General features: G+C 58.4%; 22 protein-coding genes and 1 pseudogene. 16 read left to right on the top strand and 7 right to left on the bottom strand.

Translation table 11 applies throughout. The features are described from left to right. Positions 1–352: 352 nt before the first annotated feature. Positions 353–1,708 (bottom strand): HEPN domain-containing protein, encoded by a 1,356-nt coding sequence (locus JOD47_RS07030; RefSeq protein WP_204533194.1) that lies wholly within the window; start codon positions 1,706–1,708, stop codon positions 353–355. Between the two features lie 1,050 nt (positions 1,709–2,758). On the opposite strand from JOD47_RS07030, the gene JOD47_RS07025 reads away from it, so the two are divergent. Beyond that, positions 2,759–2,947 carry a hypothetical protein gene (locus JOD47_RS07025; protein ID WP_204533193.1) on the top strand — a complete coding sequence of 63 codons (189 nt, stop codon included), beginning with the start codon at positions 2,759–2,761 and terminating at the stop codon, positions 2,945–2,947. Positions 2,948–3,297: 350 nt separating this feature from the next. On the opposite strand, the gene JOD47_RS07020 is transcribed toward JOD47_RS07025, so the two are convergent. Then, complete coding sequence (locus JOD47_RS07020; protein ID WP_204533192.1) at positions 3,298–3,546, bottom strand: hypothetical protein; 249 nt, start codon at positions 3,544–3,546, stop codon at positions 3,298–3,300. 135 nt (positions 3,547–3,681) lie between these two features. Here JOD47_RS07020 and JOD47_RS07015 point away from each other — a divergent pair, with 135 nt between their 5' ends. Continuing rightward, the gene (locus JOD47_RS07015; RefSeq protein ID WP_204533191.1) at positions 3,682–4,161 is read left to right on the top strand and encodes a hypothetical protein; all 480 of its coding nucleotides are present in this window, start codon (positions 3,682–3,684) and stop codon (positions 4,159–4,161) included. Between the two features lie 38 nt (positions 4,162–4,199). Beyond that, the gene (locus JOD47_RS07010) at positions 4,200–4,721 is read left to right on the top strand and encodes a GrpB family protein (protein WP_204533190.1); all 522 of its coding nucleotides are present in this window, start codon (positions 4,200–4,202) and stop codon (positions 4,719–4,721) included. A 328-nt stretch (positions 4,722–5,049) separates the two neighbouring features. Here the strand turns inward: JOD47_RS07010 and JOD47_RS17940 are convergent. Beyond that, positions 5,050–5,457: pseudogene (locus JOD47_RS17940) on the bottom strand (recombinase family protein); the annotation flags it as partial. Between JOD47_RS17940 and JOD47_RS07000 the strand changes: the two are divergent. The 3 genes from JOD47_RS07000 to JOD47_RS06990 all read left to right on the top strand — a co-directional run bounded on the left by JOD47_RS07000 (position 5,449) and on the right by JOD47_RS06990 (position 7,866). Next, entirely contained in the window at positions 5,449–5,598 is a 150-nt protein-coding gene (locus JOD47_RS07000) for a hypothetical protein (protein WP_204533188.1), read from the top strand. The pseudogene JOD47_RS17940 and the gene JOD47_RS07000 sit on opposite strands and share 9 nt — an antisense overlap. 235 nt (positions 5,599–5,833) lie before the next feature. After that, positions 5,834–6,916 carry a tyrosine--tRNA ligase gene (gene tyrS, locus JOD47_RS06995; protein WP_204533187.1) on the top strand — a complete coding sequence of 361 codons (1,083 nt, stop codon included), beginning with the start codon at positions 5,834–5,836 and terminating at the stop codon, positions 6,914–6,916. 473 nt (positions 6,917–7,389) lie between these two features. Further along, complete coding sequence (locus JOD47_RS06990; RefSeq protein WP_307836219.1) at positions 7,390–7,866, top strand: P-loop nucleotide/nucleoside kinase family protein; 477 nt, start codon at positions 7,390–7,392, stop codon at positions 7,864–7,866. Positions 7,867–7,925: 59 nt separating this feature from the next. Here JOD47_RS06990 and JOD47_RS06985 read toward each other — a convergent pair whose 3' ends face one another. Further along, positions 7,926–8,285, bottom strand: coding sequence for a nuclear transport factor 2 family protein (locus JOD47_RS06985; RefSeq protein ID WP_204533186.1), 360 nt, complete (start codon positions 8,283–8,285; stop codon positions 7,926–7,928). 84 nt (positions 8,286–8,369) lie between these two features. Here JOD47_RS06985 and JOD47_RS06980 point away from each other — a divergent pair, with 84 nt between their 5' ends. The 3 genes from JOD47_RS06980 to JOD47_RS06970 are packed head-to-tail and all read left to right on the top strand — an operon-like array spanning position 8,370 to position 10,160. Then, positions 8,370–8,813: a GNAT family N-acetyltransferase gene (locus JOD47_RS06980; RefSeq protein ID WP_204533185.1), complete on the top strand. Its 444-nt coding sequence runs from the start codon at positions 8,370–8,372 to the stop codon at positions 8,811–8,813. Positions 8,814–8,847: 34 nt separating this feature from the next. After that, a complete protein-coding gene (locus JOD47_RS06975; protein WP_307836218.1) occupies positions 8,848–9,720 on the top strand; it encodes a DUF3626 domain-containing protein in 873 nt (290 codons plus the stop codon). Further along, a complete protein-coding gene (locus JOD47_RS06970) occupies positions 9,717–10,160 on the top strand; it encodes an NUDIX domain-containing protein (RefSeq protein WP_204533183.1) in 444 nt (147 codons plus the stop codon). The genes JOD47_RS06975 and JOD47_RS06970 overlap by 4 nt, the downstream gene beginning before the upstream one ends. 65 nt (positions 10,161–10,225) lie before the next feature. Here JOD47_RS06970 and JOD47_RS06965 read toward each other — a convergent pair whose 3' ends face one another. Continuing rightward, the gene (locus JOD47_RS06965; protein WP_204533181.1) at positions 10,226–10,507 is read right to left on the bottom strand and encodes a hypothetical protein; all 282 of its coding nucleotides are present in this window, start codon (positions 10,505–10,507) and stop codon (positions 10,226–10,228) included. A 42-nt stretch (positions 10,508–10,549) separates the two neighbouring features. Here JOD47_RS06965 and JOD47_RS06960 point away from each other — a divergent pair, with 42 nt between their 5' ends. The 3 genes from JOD47_RS06960 to JOD47_RS06950 are packed head-to-tail and all read left to right on the top strand — an operon-like array spanning position 10,550 to position 12,411. After that, positions 10,550–11,155 (top strand): DUF402 domain-containing protein, encoded by a 606-nt coding sequence (locus JOD47_RS06960; RefSeq protein WP_204533179.1) that lies wholly within the window; start codon positions 10,550–10,552, stop codon positions 11,153–11,155. 9 nt (positions 11,156–11,164) lie between these two features. Then, a complete protein-coding gene (locus JOD47_RS06955) occupies positions 11,165–11,743 on the top strand; it encodes a GNAT family N-acetyltransferase (RefSeq protein WP_204533177.1) in 579 nt (192 codons plus the stop codon). A gap of 35 nt (positions 11,744–11,778) precedes the next feature. Further along, positions 11,779–12,411, top strand: coding sequence for a histidine phosphatase family protein (locus JOD47_RS06950; protein WP_204533175.1), 633 nt, complete (start codon positions 11,779–11,781; stop codon positions 12,409–12,411). A 68-nt stretch (positions 12,412–12,479) separates the two neighbouring features. Here JOD47_RS06950 and JOD47_RS06945 read toward each other — a convergent pair whose 3' ends face one another. Together JOD47_RS06945 and JOD47_RS06940 are read right to left on the bottom strand one after the other, a co-directional pair. Continuing rightward, positions 12,480–12,683, bottom strand: a complete 204-nt coding sequence (locus tag JOD47_RS06945) for a hypothetical protein (RefSeq protein WP_204533173.1) — start codon at positions 12,681–12,683, stop codon at positions 12,480–12,482. 103 nt (positions 12,684–12,786) lie between these two features. Continuing rightward, positions 12,787–13,320, bottom strand: coding sequence for a PP2C family protein-serine/threonine phosphatase (locus JOD47_RS06940; protein ID WP_239548371.1), 534 nt, complete (start codon positions 13,318–13,320; stop codon positions 12,787–12,789). 240 nt (positions 13,321–13,560) lie between these two features. Between JOD47_RS06940 and JOD47_RS06935 the strand changes: the two genes are divergently transcribed. From JOD47_RS06935 to JOD47_RS06920, 4 genes are all read left to right on the top strand, one after another. Further along, positions 13,561–13,974 (top strand): VOC family protein, encoded by a 414-nt coding sequence (locus JOD47_RS06935; RefSeq protein ID WP_204533169.1) that lies wholly within the window; start codon positions 13,561–13,563, stop codon positions 13,972–13,974. A 58-nt stretch (positions 13,975–14,032) separates the two neighbouring features. After that, complete coding sequence (locus JOD47_RS17875) at positions 14,033–14,530, top strand: GNAT family N-acetyltransferase (protein WP_204533167.1); 498 nt, start codon at positions 14,033–14,035, stop codon at positions 14,528–14,530. A gap of 291 nt (positions 14,531–14,821) precedes the next feature. Then, positions 14,822–16,147, top strand: coding sequence for an MFS transporter (locus tag JOD47_RS06925; protein ID WP_204533165.1), 1,326 nt, complete (start codon positions 14,822–14,824; stop codon positions 16,145–16,147). 53 nt (positions 16,148–16,200) lie between these two features. Next, complete coding sequence (locus JOD47_RS06920; protein ID WP_204533164.1) at positions 16,201–16,950, top strand: phosphotransferase; 750 nt, start codon at positions 16,201–16,203, stop codon at positions 16,948–16,950. Positions 16,951–17,082 lie beyond the last annotated feature (132 nt).

Below are 17,082 nucleotides of genomic sequence, written 5' to 3'. Positions count from 1 at the left end.
GAACGAGGCGCCCTCATCTGTGATTTGGGAGTTTTCAGCGATCGTGCCTAGCTCAACTTCGCAGTGATCCCACGCGGGATCACCGACTCACAGATTTCCGCTGCATGCATTCAACCGACGCCGGCGGCCTTCTGAACTGGACTACATGAATGCACCTGACGTCTTGCAACCCATGGGATACAAGACAAAAGTTCGAGACAGTTCTGCTAGGTGGGTTCCCGTACCCGTGCATACAACACGACTATGACGATCCCTCAACGGACACCTTCTCGGGTGGGTCTGACGCCGCTTTCGCTTGGTGATTCCGTTCGTCCGCCTAAACAATGCCGGGTCGGGTAGCGGCCGGCTAGTCTCACTGCTTCTGACGGGCGCGGAAATCAGAGAGCGCGGAGAAGCCTTCCCATAGCTCTTCACGGTCGATGTTCGCCAGTGCGTAAGAAAACCTATCGGAGCGCGCGAGTTTCGCCTCGAAATCATACTCAGGGCTTAGTTCCAGGAGAATCCTCAGAACCATGGCCCAACGGCAGCTTTCGACTGCCACGTAGTAGATGGCAAAGGATGGCTCATCAAATCTAATGACCAGTTGATGGCTCTGATGGTTCCGAATTTTCTTCACCATCCCCACCCACTGCCGCAGATCGGGGCCGAAAAGGCTAGGAACGATCTCGTGAACGCGCTCGAGCAGTTCTAGTACTCGGTCCTGGTACGTGATTTGGTTGAGGTGTCGCAATGTCTCGCTAAACACGGTGTGCGCGCGTTCCTCGTCAGTGAATCCTTCTTGAAGCAGCGCCTTCACACCTGCGTGCCGAGCTTCACGCGATGCACGCTCAACGGCCCGTGAACTGACTTCGTTGAACCGAACCCGCGGCTCATATAAGCGCCGGTGAAGACCTTCCAGCCCCGTCGCTAAGACTTGCGCGTCGAGTTGAAGGGTTTTCGAAAGGCCGTTGAGTATGTAGGGAAACGGCTCCACTTTGTGAGCGAGAGGTATCCAGGCAGCGAACATGGACTGAGAGAGATCTTGAACGGGCATGAAGGTGCCACGAGCAAGGGGAGCGGAATCGTCACTTTGAACGGTCAAGAGGTGCCAGCGTTCCTCAATCAGCACTTCGGTGTGAGCGACTCCAGGAACCTTCTGGGCGGTCCACAACCCGAGGAGTTGGCCGCTGGAGTGCTGTACTTCGTTGCGCAGCGTTTGAAGTGGTGTCGCTCTCGCTGCAGTGAACTGGAAACCCATTCCTCGCTCGTGTCTCCATGCTTTGAGTTCTCCTGGGATAGAACCCACAACCGAATCCGGGGATTCCCCACTTTCGAACTTCACCATCGCAGGTAATAGCCAAGTCCACCTGATGCCACCAACAAGATCACGTTCACCACGCAGGTGAGCCCCGATGAGAGTCATCGAACCCCGGAAGCTCTGCTTTATTGAAGAGAACAGGAGCATTGAACCCTGCATCAGAGCGCCGAAGAGGGTTACAGGCCGTTTGTCGTCAAGCGTGCCGATTATGTCCCGCGGGACGAAATCAGCGACTATCTTGGCCGGATCACCACTCTGCGTCACTACATTCGGTTTCGTCATATCCAACTGCTCCGGCTGAAAAATGAAATCGTCCAGCTCAAGTACATAGGAGCCATCCTCTTCCAGCTGCAGCGCCCCAGCGACCATGAAATCGCTACTCAGGCCGAACATCCCTCGCAATTCGCTCACTCAGTCAGTATCACTGCAAGCCCATGCCTACTCCAGAGCTGCACGATGCAACTAGCTTCCGGTGTTGCCTCAAGTGCATTATGGGTCGCACGTGAGGGATCTACCTTCATGATCACCGGATAGCTCGTGAGTCGGCCCGTCGCGAGCGGCCTCATGCTGGTCGCGCTATCGTAAGCGGGTGCCCCATTTGGTAGCTCTTGGACCCCGCTCTCGACCGAGCAGCTTGGAATCGACCAGCGATTTCCTCCGGCAGCTTGTGTTCACCGACGGCGTTGGATTGCTCGCACTTGCAGTTGCCGTGCTGGTGGTTGTCGTCGGCTTCGTCAGGTGGTGTGTCGGCAAGGCGCGCACCCGAACAGAAGAGGCTCGACTTGTGACAAGTCACTTTAGGTTCGTGGGAATGGGATGAACATTCCCTTCCAGTACAAGATTTCGGTTCACAACGCGACCCCACACCCACTGCGAATGGTCGAAGTTAGGTACTGGGATGGCATCGCGAGCCGACCGGTGCTCGCCCGCTCCTCCCAAACGGGAGATCCTGTCGTCCTCCCTGGCGACATAGGAATCGCATCGGTGCCGGCCATGACGAGGGACCCCAAGAAGTTCGACAGGTTCTACTTCTTCCGGTACACAGACTCACAGAATCGGACCTAGCACCGGCGCGTCGACAGTCCGAATTTCCTGAACCGCATTCAAGTTCTACTGCTCGAGCGATCTCATCGAACTATCTGGTCGCGAATGGTGGGTTGAGCCTAACCCGCCCGAAACGGGCTGCTTACTGTCCCTGCTCCGTACGCTCCTCGGGCCTCCATGCAAACAGTCGAAGCTCGCAGGATCACTGGCGCACCGATCCCCGTGAGACCTACCGAGAAGGCGCAAGTTGAAGGTCCGGCGTCTGCAACATTCATTTGTCTTGCAAGTCTAGGGTTGCAACACACCAGGACGAGACAACACCACTCCCCCGGCACTGCTACTCCCTTTACGTCTTGTTACCCTGTCTCCTAAGTAGGAGCATCCTTTCGTGACTGATTAGTAGGTTGCGGGACAGTCTTGGGACAAATCGACCTAGAGGAGCCGTATGGGCAAGCTCATCGGGTACGGGCTCAAGCCAGCGATGAGACGCCTCTCATCGATTCCGGCATCATCTATCTGTTGGCATTCGGTCAGATGCGGTTCAGCCTTGATCCTGAGCTGAAGGACACGGAGACGGCGGCTCGGCAAATCGATGCCCGTTTCTAAGGGATTATTCGGCTGAACGCTCCTTTGGAGGCCCTAGAAAAGCCCAAGAGCGCAGATATCAGTCGCATGAGAAGGTCGTCCAACAGAACGTGCGCGATTTCAGGTCAATCTCTCGGCCGATTGATGAACTGATCTGCGGGCTGGGACACCAGTTTCTCTTTGACGTCCATGACTCCGGAGTCGCCAACCAGCTCAAGATGGCTCGCGAGTGGACGCTTAGCCGATCCCGGCACCTTCCTCTGACGGATGTCGTGGCCGCTGCGGAGAAGTCCTGGGCACCTCGTTAATCCACTTCGTCTCACCAGCCAAACGGCTCGCGGACAGTGCAAATGTACTGACCTATCGCAGGTTCACATCGACGTGACAGTGACGGCCATCGACCGCACAACACCGAGCAGCTTCTCAATCTCTGCCGCCTCTTCATAACCGAGGTCAGTGCGCCACACATTCCGCTCTTCAAGCCAGTACCAATGAAGCCCTGGGCCTACAGCTTCCTGCGCCGCTTCAAGCTTCGGATAGTCGCCAACCCGGTCATAATCGTGCACAAACGCGCCGTTCGGTGAGTAGCCCACACGGAGCCTGTAAAGATTTCGTTTCATCGTTGTTCTTCTCCTTCGTCACGTCGGCAGAACCTCTGCCGTCCCGCACTTAATCAACTGGTTTGAGTAGCAGTTGCGGGATATCGCCTCTCCCGGTTTCTGCTGCCTATCCGGGCTGGCCCGTAGACTCGGCGCATGATTGTGGAGACTAAGCTGCTTCCTGATTCTTCGAGGCTCCACCTGGGCGTCGTCCTCCGGGTACAGGAGGACTCTTGCCAAATCCTGAACGAGGGCGAGATCTCTTCAGTAGGTTTTGCAGATCCTTTCCCATCACCACGAACTGAACGTGTCTCACCCGGCAACTTGGTAGCCGTTGCTGCCACACCTGAGGGAACCGAAGCGGTGGTATTCCGCTGGTATGACGCACTCATTCTTGGTGAAGAAGGCGGGATGGTTCGTCTCTGGGAGCCAGCCCACGGCGAGGTGGTTGCCCAGCCGCGCGATGCGCAGCAGTCCCACGAGCCAGGCACGAGGGCCTATCTGTCAGCCGGCCTGCCCGGCGCTAGTTGGTGGGTGTCCGGTGCCGTCTCCACGACTGCTGAAAAAGCTGTTGTGGAACTAGACGAAGTGGCGCAATTTTGCACCAATCATGATTTGTGGAACCGCCTCGGCTGATGTCCCACGCCGGTGATGTGAGTGCCGAGGAGCGATGGGTGGAGGTCACGCCGCACGACGACGGTTGGGCTGTGCTGTATCAAAGTGAGGCGGCAAGAATTAATGCAGCGCTCGGCGTTTATGCGCTTGGGATAGAGCATTTTGGAAGCACAGCAGTGCTCGGGCTCCTGGCTAAGCCGATCGTGGACATCCTGATCGGTGCCCGTAAGGACAGCGATCCGGGCACAGCTGTCGTCGGTCTGAGGGGGCTAGGGTACGAGTATCTGGGTGAAGATGGCCGACGTCCGGGCCGGCACTTTTGGCGCAAGCGAGGTATCAACGCATTCAACGCGAGCGTCGTACCCTACGGCGGAGAGCTGTGGGAAAGCAACCTTGCAGTTCGTGACTTCCTTCGCATGCATCCGACGTGGGCGAAACGTTACGGACAGGTCAAATTGAGTGCAGCAACCGCATCTGAAATGAGCATGCTGGGATATCAGGATCATAAGCGCGAATTCGTTGACGAGCTCCGAGCCGCCGCTGTGACCTGGGCGGGCGGGCGCGACCACAATTTACCGTGATCGGCTCTCTAGCGAACTGTTCTCTGCCCTCCCTCAGCTGATGTCCGTAGAGCGTGGTGCGGGAAACCCTGAATGTCTCCGCCACTTGCTGTGTGGTGCCGGTCCTCGCCAGAACGACTCGCTGGTTCCGATACTGAGGTAGCGATACACAGTGGCGCGGCTGGTGCCGATGATCTTTCCTATGTCGGCTGGCGTGAGCCCTGTGCTTTAGGTCGCGGGCACGTTTGACCTTCGGGTGAGAGATGGTGACTTCTTGTCGTCCGGCTTTCCGCCCGTGCTGAGCGGCTGCAGCCATGCCCGCTCTGGTTCGCTCGGCCAGCTGGTCACGCTCGAGCTGGGCGAACGCCGACATCACAGTGAGCATGGCCCTACCCGTCGGCCCGGTTGTGCTAATGCCTTCTGTGACGCTGCGGAAGTGCACGCCCCGATGTTCCAAGTCATCGATGAGGGCCAACAGGTTACGGGTGTTGCGCCCTAATTAATCCAGCTTCCAGACCACAACCACGTCACCATCCCGCAAGTGGTCGAGTAGCTTGTCGAGCTCGGGCCGGCTGGCCATCGTTCCACTCACTCCGTGATCGGTGAATATCCGGCCGCAGTAAGTGCTGCGTGCTGTAGGTCCGCGTTCTGATCCAAGGTGCTGACCCTGGCATAACCGATACTTTCCCACCCGCATGCTCCTCAAACTCATCAAAGGCCTCTTCATGCGCTGTTGAGAATAGCCGATATGAGACACATTGATGCGACAGCATCCCGCTGTGGTCAGGCCGTCACCGGCGGGCGGTGTGCCGTCAAATACGGCGCGGGCGGGTTCAGCGGTCAGGATCTGGGCAAGCGTTCCATGGGCAGGGGTCTCACCAGCTTCGATGAGGTGTAGTGCTGTGGCGGCGCCACATAGGCAGCAGAGGAATTTACTGCTAGGTTCACTCTCGTGATGCGGAAATCGTTCATGTATCGACCGGCTCTGGTTGGAGCCGGCGTCTTGTAGATCCCACATCACCTTCACCAAGAGCCTGAGGCAAGAACCACATCGGTTCTTGCCTTTCTTATTTCCCGTCGCGGGAGGTTCCGGGCATGTCGGCTCTTCTCGCAATACTGAGAGGAACTGCCCTATGGCAACAGCATCTGAAATACTTCAAGCGCTCAAGCGGACCACCGAGACCATCATCGGCGAATCAGATCTCGTCGAGTTGCTGGACTCGGGTCGGCAGCTGCGCATCAAGTTCGGAGTGGACTGCACAGCTCCGGACCTCCACATCGGTCACGCAGTAAATTTATGGATGATGCGACGTCTTCAAGATGCAGGACACCGTGTGGTGTTCCTGCTCGGAGACCTGACAACGCGGATCGGGGATCCGACCGGGAAGTCTGAAACCCGACCGATCCTGACAACCGAAGAGATCGATGCGAACGCGGCCGCGTTCCTGGACCAGGTGTCCTTGGTGCTCGACACCTCGCCCACCGTATTCGAGGTTCGCCGCAATTCTGAGTGGTTCGACAGCATGGACGTTGCCGCGCTGCTGTCGTTATGCAGCATGGTGACACATGCTCAGCTAATGGCCAGGGACATGTTTCGGGAGCGCGTCGCGGAAGGCCGCGAAATCGCGTTGCACGAACTGACCTACCCGGTTTTGCAGGGTTACGACAGCTTCGCGATGGACAGTGATCTCACCATTGTGGGGTCGGATCAGTTGTTCAACGAGTCAATGGGGCGACACTTCCAACAGCGACTCGGGGCGAAGCCGCAAGTTGTCATCACGACGACCATCACTCCAGGGCTCGACGGAGGTCCGAAACAGTCCAAGTCGCTCAGTAACTACGTCGCGTTGCGGGATAGCCCGGAAAACAAGTTCGGGAAGTTGATGTCTCTTACTGATGGTCTCGTTGGTAGGTTCGCCGCCGTCTACACCGACCTGCCGATAGATCGGGTTCAGGAGCTCGAAGTGGCAGCAACAATCGGAGGTACCGCTGCCCGCGACGCCAAATTGTTCATGGCAGAGGGTGTTGTGAGTCGTTACCACGGCCCGGACGTAGCTTCCTCCTGCCGTCGGGATTTCATTCGGGTCTTCTCTGAACGGGAGCACCCGGATATGGAAGCGGTGCAAATTCCGCATGCGCACCTCACCGTTTTAGAATTGGTGAGGGCAGCGCTACCGCACCAAAGCAACAGCGAACGACGGCGGCTCATTACCTAGGGCGGCGTCAAACTAAATGGCTCGAAGCTCACGGAACCAGAAGCTGCCATAGAAATCCGGCCGGGGTCGATCCTCAAGACAGGAAAACGCTCCTGGCACCGCCTGGTGCTGCCGGAAATGGGCTCACAATCTGGTGGTCGCATGACCTCGACCGCTTCACCCGATGGGTCGAGCAAACAAGGGTGAAAAATCGCTGAACGACTACTGCGCCTCCTGCCACTACACAGGGCACCAGCTCCCTCGCTTCGCTGCTAGCGCGACCGGATCCGATGCAACTTGACATCCTCGAACGCCGATAAGGGCCACGGTCCCGACCGGGGTACGTAAACGTGGGTACTGAAACGGAGCAAACGGGCACGGGAAGCGAGGCGACCAACGTCGGCGTGTTCCGACCGCTCTGGCGATGTCTTGCAACCGATCCTCCATCGGACAACCTGGCGTGTGCGGTTTCTTAGGTCAGTATCATCAAGAACGTGAGTCGCGTTGTGTTCATGTGTGGCCCGGCAGGGTCCGGCAAATCGACCTTTGCCAAGCAACTAGAGGACGAGGGCTTCATTCGACTGTCGATCGATGAAGAGGCATGGAGTCGCGGGCATAGGACTCAACCGCTTCCAGCCGACATGGCTCTCGCTATAGAGAACGAACTGCGAAAACAGTTGGTCAGCCACTTGAATAAGGGCACAAACATTGTCCTCGACTACTCGTTCTGGTCGCGGGCGATGAGGGACGACTACCGGCATCTGCTGAGCCGCTTGGGAGTGACACCGGAGACGATCTACCTTGCCACCCCACGAAACGTTGTTCTCGACCGCGTGCGGGTCAGGAACGGCGCTACGCCGAACGAAGTGAAGCTCAGCGAGGAAACAGCGGCCGAGTACTTCGACGCGTTCGAGCCTCCGACGGCAGAAGAAGGCCCGCTGCATGTCATCCATTGGCACGGAACGTCATAGCGGAGGAACGCTCACCGGGTGGTTTCGGGAAGTTGACTACACGATTCTGAACGCAGCGATCAGTCAGTCGGAATGATCGTGCCCTGATGAAACCGCATTACCGGTCCCGCAATCTCCCATAATGATGAGTGCCGACTGTCGTGATCAGTGCCATGAATTCGGTAGTTGACGAGAACGAGCTCTGGACTGATCCGGTTGAACAGCCACTCTGAAGTCTTGGGTACCGGACGTGGTTGCTCGCCTTGCAAAGCCGCCACCGTTTCTAGATAGCTCCAGCGACGACCTGAACGGCCAATCTCCGCGAAATCATCAGAAAGTAAAGAGGACACGTTATCCGAGTTGTTACGCACGGCTGAGGACAGCAGCGCGATTTCGGCGGCCTTAACTTCTGAGTAGTGCGATGCATCTGATTCCCACATGCACCGAACTTATCGTGAACTGGATGCCCGTTCTCGCGCTAATCTTCTGGCGATGCGTCGGACGAGCCGCGATAGCGTGGTCGGATGGCAACTACCCGCCGCTACCGCGAAAATGACTTGTATGGTGTTGCTGCGCTTCGTGCTACGTGGGCCAGTAACGCGCAGCATCGTGTATCACCTGACGTGAGATTCCTTGAGTCCTTCCAGCAGTGGTTGCACAGCAATCCTCGAACCATATTCATTGCCGAGGAGGAAGGTGAACTCATTGGCATGGTGAATCTGCAAGTGTTCCAGCGGATGCCTAAACCCGGCCAGGAAGCCTCTTGCTGGGTGTACCTCAGCAACGCGTTCGTCCTGCCCGGTAACAGGGACGAGGGCATAGGCAGCTCCTTACTTCGAGCGGCGATTACGTACCCTCGTTCTATCGGCGCTGCCCGCATCACCTTGTCGCCCACTGCCGACTCAATAGACTTTTATAGGCGGGCCGGATTCAAGCCGGCGGATGAATTACTCGTTCACCGGCTATAAACGCGGCCAGACCCACGATCACATCGGAGCACCTGTGACCAGCGGACATGATGATCCATTACAGGAGGCACCCGATCAGAAGGATTCGGAATACATCTCCTCGGTCCTTGCATACATCCGTGAGCTATCGGGAGGAGCAGCACTAGCCCTGAACGCGCGCGTCAATCTCCACTTTCAACCGGATCTCTACCTGGTAGACGGCATTTCAGTTCTAGATGGACTTGTGGCATCGGGCATGTACCTCTCTCAATTCGAAACCGGCGTCAGCAACGGAGGGCAGACCGCTCATCCCGGCGGCGAACGGTTCGCTTGGGAGCAGCGCATGTTCGCCGGCGTCTACGACACCCTTCGCCCAGCGAGCCGTCCCAAATACGGGGCGCTGAACCACCATCATGATTCGTATGGTGCCGCACCCCGGTTCGGGGCCTGCTATTTCAGGTTGCGCCGCGAAGTGCTTGAGCGGGCCACGTTCTGCTACCCGGACAGCGTCTTCCAACCGGACAACTTCGCAACTGCAGATAGGTTCGGGTTACTTGAAATGGCGGCCGTCCCGCCCACCGACGATCCGCTCGATCACTACATCGAAGCCCACGTCCATGGACCAGTCATCGTCTCCCGCGACGTGGAGGCGCTGGTTCTAGATCCTTCGTACCGCGGCACTGCAATTGACACCGCAGCCCAAAACCTCGACTGCCCCTTGGAATGGCATCCAGGCTACCGAGTCAGTCTCGCCGTCATCCGTCAACACCCCGACTATCGAGGAGTGCACATCGTGCGGCTGGCAGAGCGGGTCGCAGAGGACAGCGCACTCACCCCTGAACTCATCGGTCGCGCACGTCGGGAAGGCACCCACGATCCCCAACTGTTGAAGAAGGTGTGGCACTACGTGGCAAGGTTCGGGCGATGACTTCACACAATGGGGCGATGGCACGGGAAGTCGAGAAGGCCGTCTGTTACGTCCTGCACAACAATCACCTCCTTGTGTTCACGCATAACAACGTGCCGCTGACCGTCACCGGAGTGCAGGTCCCCGCCGGGTCGATCAAACCGGGCGAGTCACCGGAACGAGCCGCCGTGCGGGAACTCCACGAGGAAACTGACCGACCCGGGCAAATCCTTTCTAGCGTCGGCGTCCAACGATATGACTTGCGACCCACCCGAAATGAAATAGCCGTGCGGCATTACTTCGAGATGAGAATGACCGACGCAGATGAGTCAGAGCGGTGGGTTGCCGGAGAATCCGACCCGTCCACCGGCAGGGAAACCTCCCTTGGACTTGCTGGTGGCTCCCGTTGCGCAATGCGCACGTTCTTGCAGCGGGATTCGGTGAACGTATTGGTGCAATGATTGCCCGCGAAGCCGTTCGACAGGGGCCTGACCTGATCTAGGTTGGGAGGATGAACCTCGACACCCTAAGCGACCTTCTTGATGAGGTGTCGGTGGCGTACGCTGCGCGAAACGGTATAAAACGAACTGCGGATTGGTTCACGCTGAAGCTGCAGGAAGAACTTGGTGAGCTGACCCAGGCGTATCTGATGGAACGTGGGCAGGCGCGAAGCAAAGGGAGATCCGTCGAAGAGCTCAGAGATGGCGTACGAGCGGAAGTCGCTGACGTTCTCGCCCATCTTCTGCTCCTGGCCAGGCATCACAAAATCGATGTGATGGAAGCTCTCGAGGAGAAGTGGCTTGTTCACCACCCTCCCCGCTCGCCCCGATGGAAACGCGGGGAGGTCATTATGTGGTCCTACAGGGACCCTGATTTCCCGGATCTGATTGATTGTCGGCCGGTGACCGTGGTGGACGACGGCGAGGAAGGCCTCGTGGTGTGGCTCGCCCCAGGAACCCGGATGCTGCACCACGTCCTTGAGGGCGGTGCTGACATCCGCACAGCGGATGGGGCTGCCAGGTTCACCTCCCCACGAGCCCAGGCGGTACGTAACTGGTCTGGTTCCGGGGTTCTGGCCGTCTTTCAACCGGACACCATGTACTCCGTGTGGTTCTTCGAGACAGAACCCGGGGTCCGGGACACTTACTACATCAACATTGAGCAGCCGTACCTTCGAACAGCGAACGGCATCGAGAGTAGCGATCTGATCCTCGACGTCGTCGCGTCCGGCACCCGATACAAATACAAGGACGAAGACGAACTGGCTGCCGCCCGGGAAGCCGGCGTGATCGATGATTCCCTGCATGAGCGGATTCACCGCGCAGCCGAGCAAGCCATCGCAGCCTTCCAGGCGCGGGATTACCCGTTCAACGCCGGCTACGCGCAGTTCCAGCCCGACCCTTCCTGGCCAACCCCAGACCTACCGCCCGAAACGACATGGCAGTACGAAACGTGAGGAACCTGCATGCCCACACTTGGACCTTACCTACCACCACGAACCCTGAACCAGACGGAACAGCCGACCCTAGCCGTCGACGGTCTGCTCCTTCGCCCCTGGGCTGATGCAGACGTTGCAGCGGTGATCGAGGCATACACCGATCCGGAGATTGCCCGCTTCAACCGGCGGGTGATCGAGACCGAAACCGAAGCCCTGGAATGGATCCACCGCTGGCCGGCCCGATGGCAGAAAGAGACCGGCGCAAACTGGGCCGTGTGCAAAAGCGAACGAAAAGTGGTCGGGCGGGTGGCACTGAGCCTGGTCAACCTCTTCGAAGGCGACGCGGAACTCGGCTACTGGGTCCTACCCTCGGCGCGGGGTAACGGCGTGGCGCCACTAGCGGTCACAGCGCTGAGAAGATGGGCGTTCGATATTGTCGGCCTCAAACGCCTCCAACTCACCCACTCAGTCCGCAATCAGGCTTCCTGCCGCGTCGCCGACAAATCAGGTTTCGCGCAAGAGGGGACCAAGCGGAGCGCCATGAGGCACGACGACGGGTGGCACGACATGCACCTTCACGCCGCTATCAACGAGGCTGTCGCCTAAGTCCATCGAAACAGTTCGCCCGTTATGGTCCATATATGCGCGAGATCTACATCGTTACTCATCCCGAGGCCACGCACATCACCGAGAACGTAGTCGGCGGCTGGTACGACTCCTCACTCACGGCGCAGGGAACCCGAGATGCAGAACGAATCGCCCAACGTCTGGTGGAGCTCCTGCCCGAGCGGCCCACGGTGCATCTTGCAACGTCCGACCTTCGTCGCGCCCGACAGACCGCAGCACCGATCGCGCGGGCGCTCGGTGTCGAGGCCATCATAGATGAGGATTTGCGAGAGCGATCCTACGGCGAAGCTGAGGGAACTACACCCGGGAGCACAGTCTTTCTGGCACCTTCCACTGATGCTCAGCGAATGGACCATCACCCTGGCACTCCTGGAACGGAAACCCGTCGTGAGTGGGCTACCCGCGTCTACCGGGCACTCGATCGTGTGCAGCAGGCTGAGACTGACCACTCAGTCATCGTTACCCATGGCGGAACCCTGACCTACCTCCTCGCCGCCTGGATCCAGGTACCCATTGATCGCGCAGGGTATGCGATGTTCTCCACCACGCCCGGAGGAATAACCCGGCTCAGAGAAGACGACTTCTCCCACGATCGCCACATCGTCAACCTCAACGACACAAGCCACCTCAATCGAGCACCACACTGATCATCGGCAGGTCAGAAATCGGAGCGATTCAGCAGTCTTCAGTGATCTGTTGCGCCTCTGCTCAAGGTTCAGTAACGAGTGCCCGGAGCCGGGAGCTGACCATAGATTTCCAGCGCTGCCCCGCCCACTGCAACTTCAGCTCTTGAGGGGCCCTGCACCAGATCGCAGATGACGGCCGTGATGTTGTCGCGGCTGTCGCACTGCTCGGAGAGGGCGATCAGTGCGTCCACAGTGGCCTGCGGATCGAGGCCGGCGGCAACGGTTTCTTTCACTAGTTCATCCGGCACGTAATCGGTCAGACCGTCGCTGGCTAAAAGCCACCGGTCTCCTTCGCATGGTTGATGGCGTGAGAGCGTGACAGATGAATTTGGGCTGTCATTTCGGCCGGTGAGCACCTTCAAAACTACCGATCGCATGGGGTGTCTCGCGGAATCGGGGGGGGGGGGGGGTGATCTTCTGCGCATTAATGAGCTCTTGTATGAAGGAGTCATCGCGGGAGACCTGAGAGAAATCGCCGTCGCGTAGCAGGTACGCCCGCGAGTCGCCGATATGCGCGAGTATTAGGTCTTCCTCAGCGCAAAATAACGCCGTCAGGGTTGTTGACATCCCACTCAGTGACTCGTCGTGTTGTACCCGGCGGAAGACACCGTAGTTCGCGGTCGCAATGGATTCACGGGCATAGTCATCGCTCAACGCGCGACCACGCATCGATTGGATGACTGCGGCGAGGTTCTGTATCACCATTGCCGAGGCCACCTCACCGCCAGCGTGTCCCCCAACGCCGTCGGCAACGGCAGCAGCAGAGGACGAAAACAAGTACGAGTCCTCGTTATTGCCCCGATGCGCGCCCCGCCAGGAACGCCCCGCCGCCGAAAAAATTAGCCGAGCAGGATGCCTCCCACCCCCCATCGCCGAAGGCGAAGTACTAACCGGGCTACCGTTCTCAAACATGAAGAGAGACTACTAGCTATCCGGGTCCTCTCGACTGCGTGGCGACGGACGGCAGCCAAGTACAGCCGGTTTTCACCATTGATTCGAAGGTCGGGTCGCTTGCCTACCTATGTCGAGTCACCACCATCGACACCGGGATGTGCTTGTTCAAGGCGGTAAGTTGAATGGATAACGTGGATTCTGGTCAGGGGGAATTCGGTGTCAAAGGTCGTTGATCCGTATGTATCCGAGCCTCGTGCAACGGGTTTCGGGCTAGGAATCCATCACGTCCAGCTGGCGTTGCCGGTGGGCGGTGAGGACGCGTGCCGGCAGTTCTATGTTGGCGTTCTGGGCCTCACAGAGGTGCAAAAGCCGCCAGCATTAGCGGCCCGGGGTGGACTGTGGGTTCGTGCTGACAATCTGGAGATTCATCTCGGCGTTGAAGTGGACTTCCGGCCACAGAAGAAGGCCCACCCGGGGATCTTCGTTCACGACATCGACGTGCTGGCACAACGCGTGCACGCCCACGGTCACACTCCTGAATGGGACGACAACTTCCCCGGAATGCGCCGGTTCTACCTATGGGACAACAACGGAAACCGGCTCGAATTCCTCTCCCCCACAACTGGATGACTAGCCCTCGACCGCTCGTGGAGGTTCCACGGCTGCTATCGATAGAGAAAATCTCACTATGGCCGTTCTGACTGCCCCTGACACTGGCTGGCACACTGCCTGGCTTGAAGCACACGCCGAATGGGGTCCGGGCGTACATGAAGATGGCTTCGGGTTGCTGCCTTGCGACGAAGTTGGATCCCAAGCCGGCTTCGCTTCGTGGGTAGGACGGCTTAGCGACGATAAGCAATGCTCGTACTGGTGGATTGTCAACGGTGACAAGGTCCTTGGCGGGATCGCACTGCGGCACCAGTCCCACCCGCTTGTGTCGCAGGCTGGCCACATCGGTTATGGGATACGCCCGTCAGCACGCGGCCAAGGGCTGGCAACTTGGGCAGTAGCTCGCGTAGTCGAGGAAGCGCACATGCTGGGGATGGAACAGGTCCTAGCAGTATGCCGGTCCCACAACACAGCATCAGCGAGGACCATCGATCGCCAGGGTGGCGTCCTTGAGGGAACCCCACAAGAGAGCACAGTCCTCCGCTACTGGATCCCAACGAACCCGCCACGCGCATAGCCCCCATAGTCCCATTCGAGTGCAACTGAATCGCTGGAACGATCGTTATTGAGCGAGCTGCCTTTCTGGCCGAGCGACCACTTCAACCACTCGCTTACCCTGTGAGCCCCCTTCTGAGTCCATACCTCTCGCAGTGTCAGGAACCGTCTTAACGCATAGAGACGAGCCAGGAATCGGGGACTGGGTACTCTATGTGGAGACGACGACCGGTAGGACGTGAGCTGCACGCTCGGTTGAGAGGGGGACGGGGATCAGCCCCTGGCAGGCGGCAATTGATGCTCAGACAAGCCAATGAAACTGCGTAAGAACTCAGCTTTTGTCCGATTTTGGACCGCCTCAACCGTGTCAGACTTCGGTACCTACATCACCACAGTGGCGCTCTCAGTTCTTGTCCTGGTATCCCTAGACGGCACCGCTTTGGACCAAGGATTGGTTAACGCTGCACGATGGGCGCCGTACCTGCTCTTTGGGTTACTCGCGGGAATCTGGGTAGATCGTTTTCGCCGCCGCACAGTCCTCATAGCCGGTGACTTCGGTCGCGGATTGGTACTGGCCCTCTTGTGCTTGCTAGGTGCCTTGGGTTTCCTCAACGTCCCTACGGTGATGATCCTGATATTCATTTTTGGGGCGCTGGCGCTAATGAGCGACGCCGCCTACCAGTCCTTTTTGCCGCAACTGGTTCCCCGGCCCCTGCTCACGCGAGCCAATGCCCGGCTCCAGCAAAGCGACACCGTCGCTCAAACCACAGGGAGCGCCGTGGCCGGTGGCCTCGTCGCAGTGGTGACTGCGCCCTTCGCCCTACTCTTGGGAGCGATAACCCACTTCCTTTCCGGGGCCGTCCTGCTCTCCCTGAAACACGCGGCGACGAACAAGCCACCCGTACGCACGGACGGTTCCATAAGCCGCAAGATTGGTGAGGGCTTGGGCTGGATCTACGGTCACTCCCGACTGAGACCTTTGGCCTTGTCCAGCCATGTATGGTTCATCGGTTCCGCAATGATGGGCGCGGTCCTTCCGGCACTTGTTCTAAATGATCTGAGGCTTGGTGCGCTAGGACTGGGCCTGGTTCTCAGTGGTGCAGGAATTGGCTCCGTAGTCGGAGCTCTCATTTCTATACGCATCGGAGAGTGGTGGGGTACTGGCAAGACAATCGTCATAACGCAATTGATTCAGCCTGTAGCGCTTGCGCTGATTGCCCTCTCTCCTATGGTCGCTGTAGCTGTGGCTAACGGTCCTCTCGATGATCAAGCGTATGGCTCACCTGCCGAGTGGCCTGTGGCGCTTTGGGCGGCATTTGCAGTCGCGGCCGGAGGGCAGTTCCTTTTCTGGCTGTCTATGGGTGTCGCAGGCCCGCTGGAAATGGGGTACTGGCAGGCTGTTACGCCAGACAAACTAATGGCACGAATGAGCGCCACCAGGCGCTCGATAAACCGAGGGATGATTGTCCTGGGCGCACCCCTAGGTGGAGCAATCGCTACTTTCACGAACTCCTCCATCGCCCTTTGGGTCGCCGCCGCGATCATGTTGCTCGCAGCCTTGGTACTGCTGTTTTCAAAGTTTCGAACCGCAAACGTAGAAAACGATCAACTAACAGACGAAGAAGCGCTCACACACTGAGCGCCGAACCATCACTGACCATCGTTTGCGGCTGCTCCAGTAGGCTTCGGGGAGTGAATGACGAAGAACAGCTAACCGGCGGCAATACTTCGGACAGTGTTGTTCGCGTGGGGAAAACAGTGCGGAAACCCTGGCAGCAAAAATCCGCGGTAGTCCAGAGCTATTTACAGTCACTTCGCGGTGCTGGAGTAGTTGCGCCAGAACCTTTGGGGCGGGACTCCGACAATCGACACGTGGTCGAATACGTTGCCGGAGATCTCGCATTGAACCATCTGCCCCTCAGCACTGATGCCCTCTTCCGCATTGGTCGAATGGTCCGACAGATCCACGACGCAAGCGAAACGTTTCCACTCCCCCAGAGAGAGGACTGGAACCTACCCTTGCCCGCTGAAGCTCCGAATTTGATGTGTCATAACGACCTCGCGCCGTGGAACCTCATCGTCGGGGAACGGTGGGTCTTCATTGATTGGGACGGAGCCGGCCCAAGTACACGACTGTGGGACTTGGCGTACGCCGCACAATCATTTAGCTCTATGTTTGAAGGGCAGCCAGTAGATGAAGCCGCAGTAAACCTAAAAGCGTTTGTTAGCGGGTACGGCGCGGATATCGAATTGCGCAAGGCTCTCCCTGACGCTATGAGCCAGCGGACACAAGCCATGTACGACTTACTGGAAGAGTCCCACCGAACAGGATTCCAACCGTGGGCCTCCATGTACGTAGACGGACACGGCGAGCACTGGCGAGATGCGTCCGCCTACGTGCAACAAAACCAAGCCGCCTGGGAACAGGCCCTGACTATCTGAACCAATTGCCCGGCATAAACGCAGCTCCCAACCATGGTCCCCGAGATGTCCTCCGAGCCAGCCAGCCTACGCCGAACCGCTGTCCTTGATGCGTCAAGTCCAGAGCTTCGCGCAGATCTGCTGCAAGAGCCA

The organism is Arthrobacter tumbae (assembly GCF_016907495.1).
Taxonomy (GTDB): Bacteria; Actinomycetota; Actinomycetes; order Actinomycetales; family Micrococcaceae; genus Arthrobacter_D; species Arthrobacter_D tumbae.
Note: the sequence above shows the minus strand (reverse complement) of the source record. Positions and strands in the feature narration are given on the sequence as shown.

Bases quoted from the DNA above. Each gene is read 5' to 3' on its own strand.
- JOD47_RS07000 (WP_204533188.1), top strand. From the start codon at position 5,449: ATGAGACACATTGATGCGACAGCATCCCGCTGTGGTCAGGCCGTCACC.
- JOD47_RS17875 (WP_204533167.1), top strand. From the start codon at position 14,033: ATGGCCGTTCTGACTGCCCCTGACACTGGCTGGCACACTGCCTGGCTT.
- JOD47_RS06940 (WP_239548371.1), bottom strand. From the start codon at position 13,320: ATGGGGGGTGGGAGGCATCCTGCTCGGCTAATTTTTTCGGCGGCGGGG.
- JOD47_RS06960 (WP_204533179.1), top strand. From the start codon at position 10,550: ATGTGGTCCTACAGGGACCCTGATTTCCCGGATCTGATTGATTGTCGG.
- JOD47_RS06985 (WP_204533186.1), bottom strand. From the start codon at position 8,285: ATGTGGGAATCAGATGCATCGCACTACTCAGAAGTTAAGGCCGCCGAA.
- JOD47_RS06955 (WP_204533177.1), top strand. From the start codon at position 11,165: ATGCCCACACTTGGACCTTACCTACCACCACGAACCCTGAACCAGACG.
- JOD47_RS07015 (WP_204533191.1), top strand. From the start codon at position 3,682: ATGATTGTGGAGACTAAGCTGCTTCCTGATTCTTCGAGGCTCCACCTG.
- JOD47_RS06980 (WP_204533185.1), top strand. From the start codon at position 8,370: ATGGCAACTACCCGCCGCTACCGCGAAAATGACTTGTATGGTGTTGCT.
- JOD47_RS06950 (WP_204533175.1), top strand. From the start codon at position 11,779: ATGCGCGAGATCTACATCGTTACTCATCCCGAGGCCACGCACATCACC.
- JOD47_RS07020 (WP_204533192.1), bottom strand. From the start codon at position 3,546: ATGAAACGAAATCTTTACAGGCTCCGTGTGGGCTACTCACCGAACGGC.
- tyrS (WP_204533187.1), top strand. From the start codon at position 5,834: ATGGCAACAGCATCTGAAATACTTCAAGCGCTCAAGCGGACCACCGAG.
- JOD47_RS06925 (WP_204533165.1), top strand. From the start codon at position 14,822: ATGAAACTGCGTAAGAACTCAGCTTTTGTCCGATTTTGGACCGCCTCA.
- JOD47_RS06970 (WP_204533183.1), top strand. From the start codon at position 9,717: ATGACTTCACACAATGGGGCGATGGCACGGGAAGTCGAGAAGGCCGTC.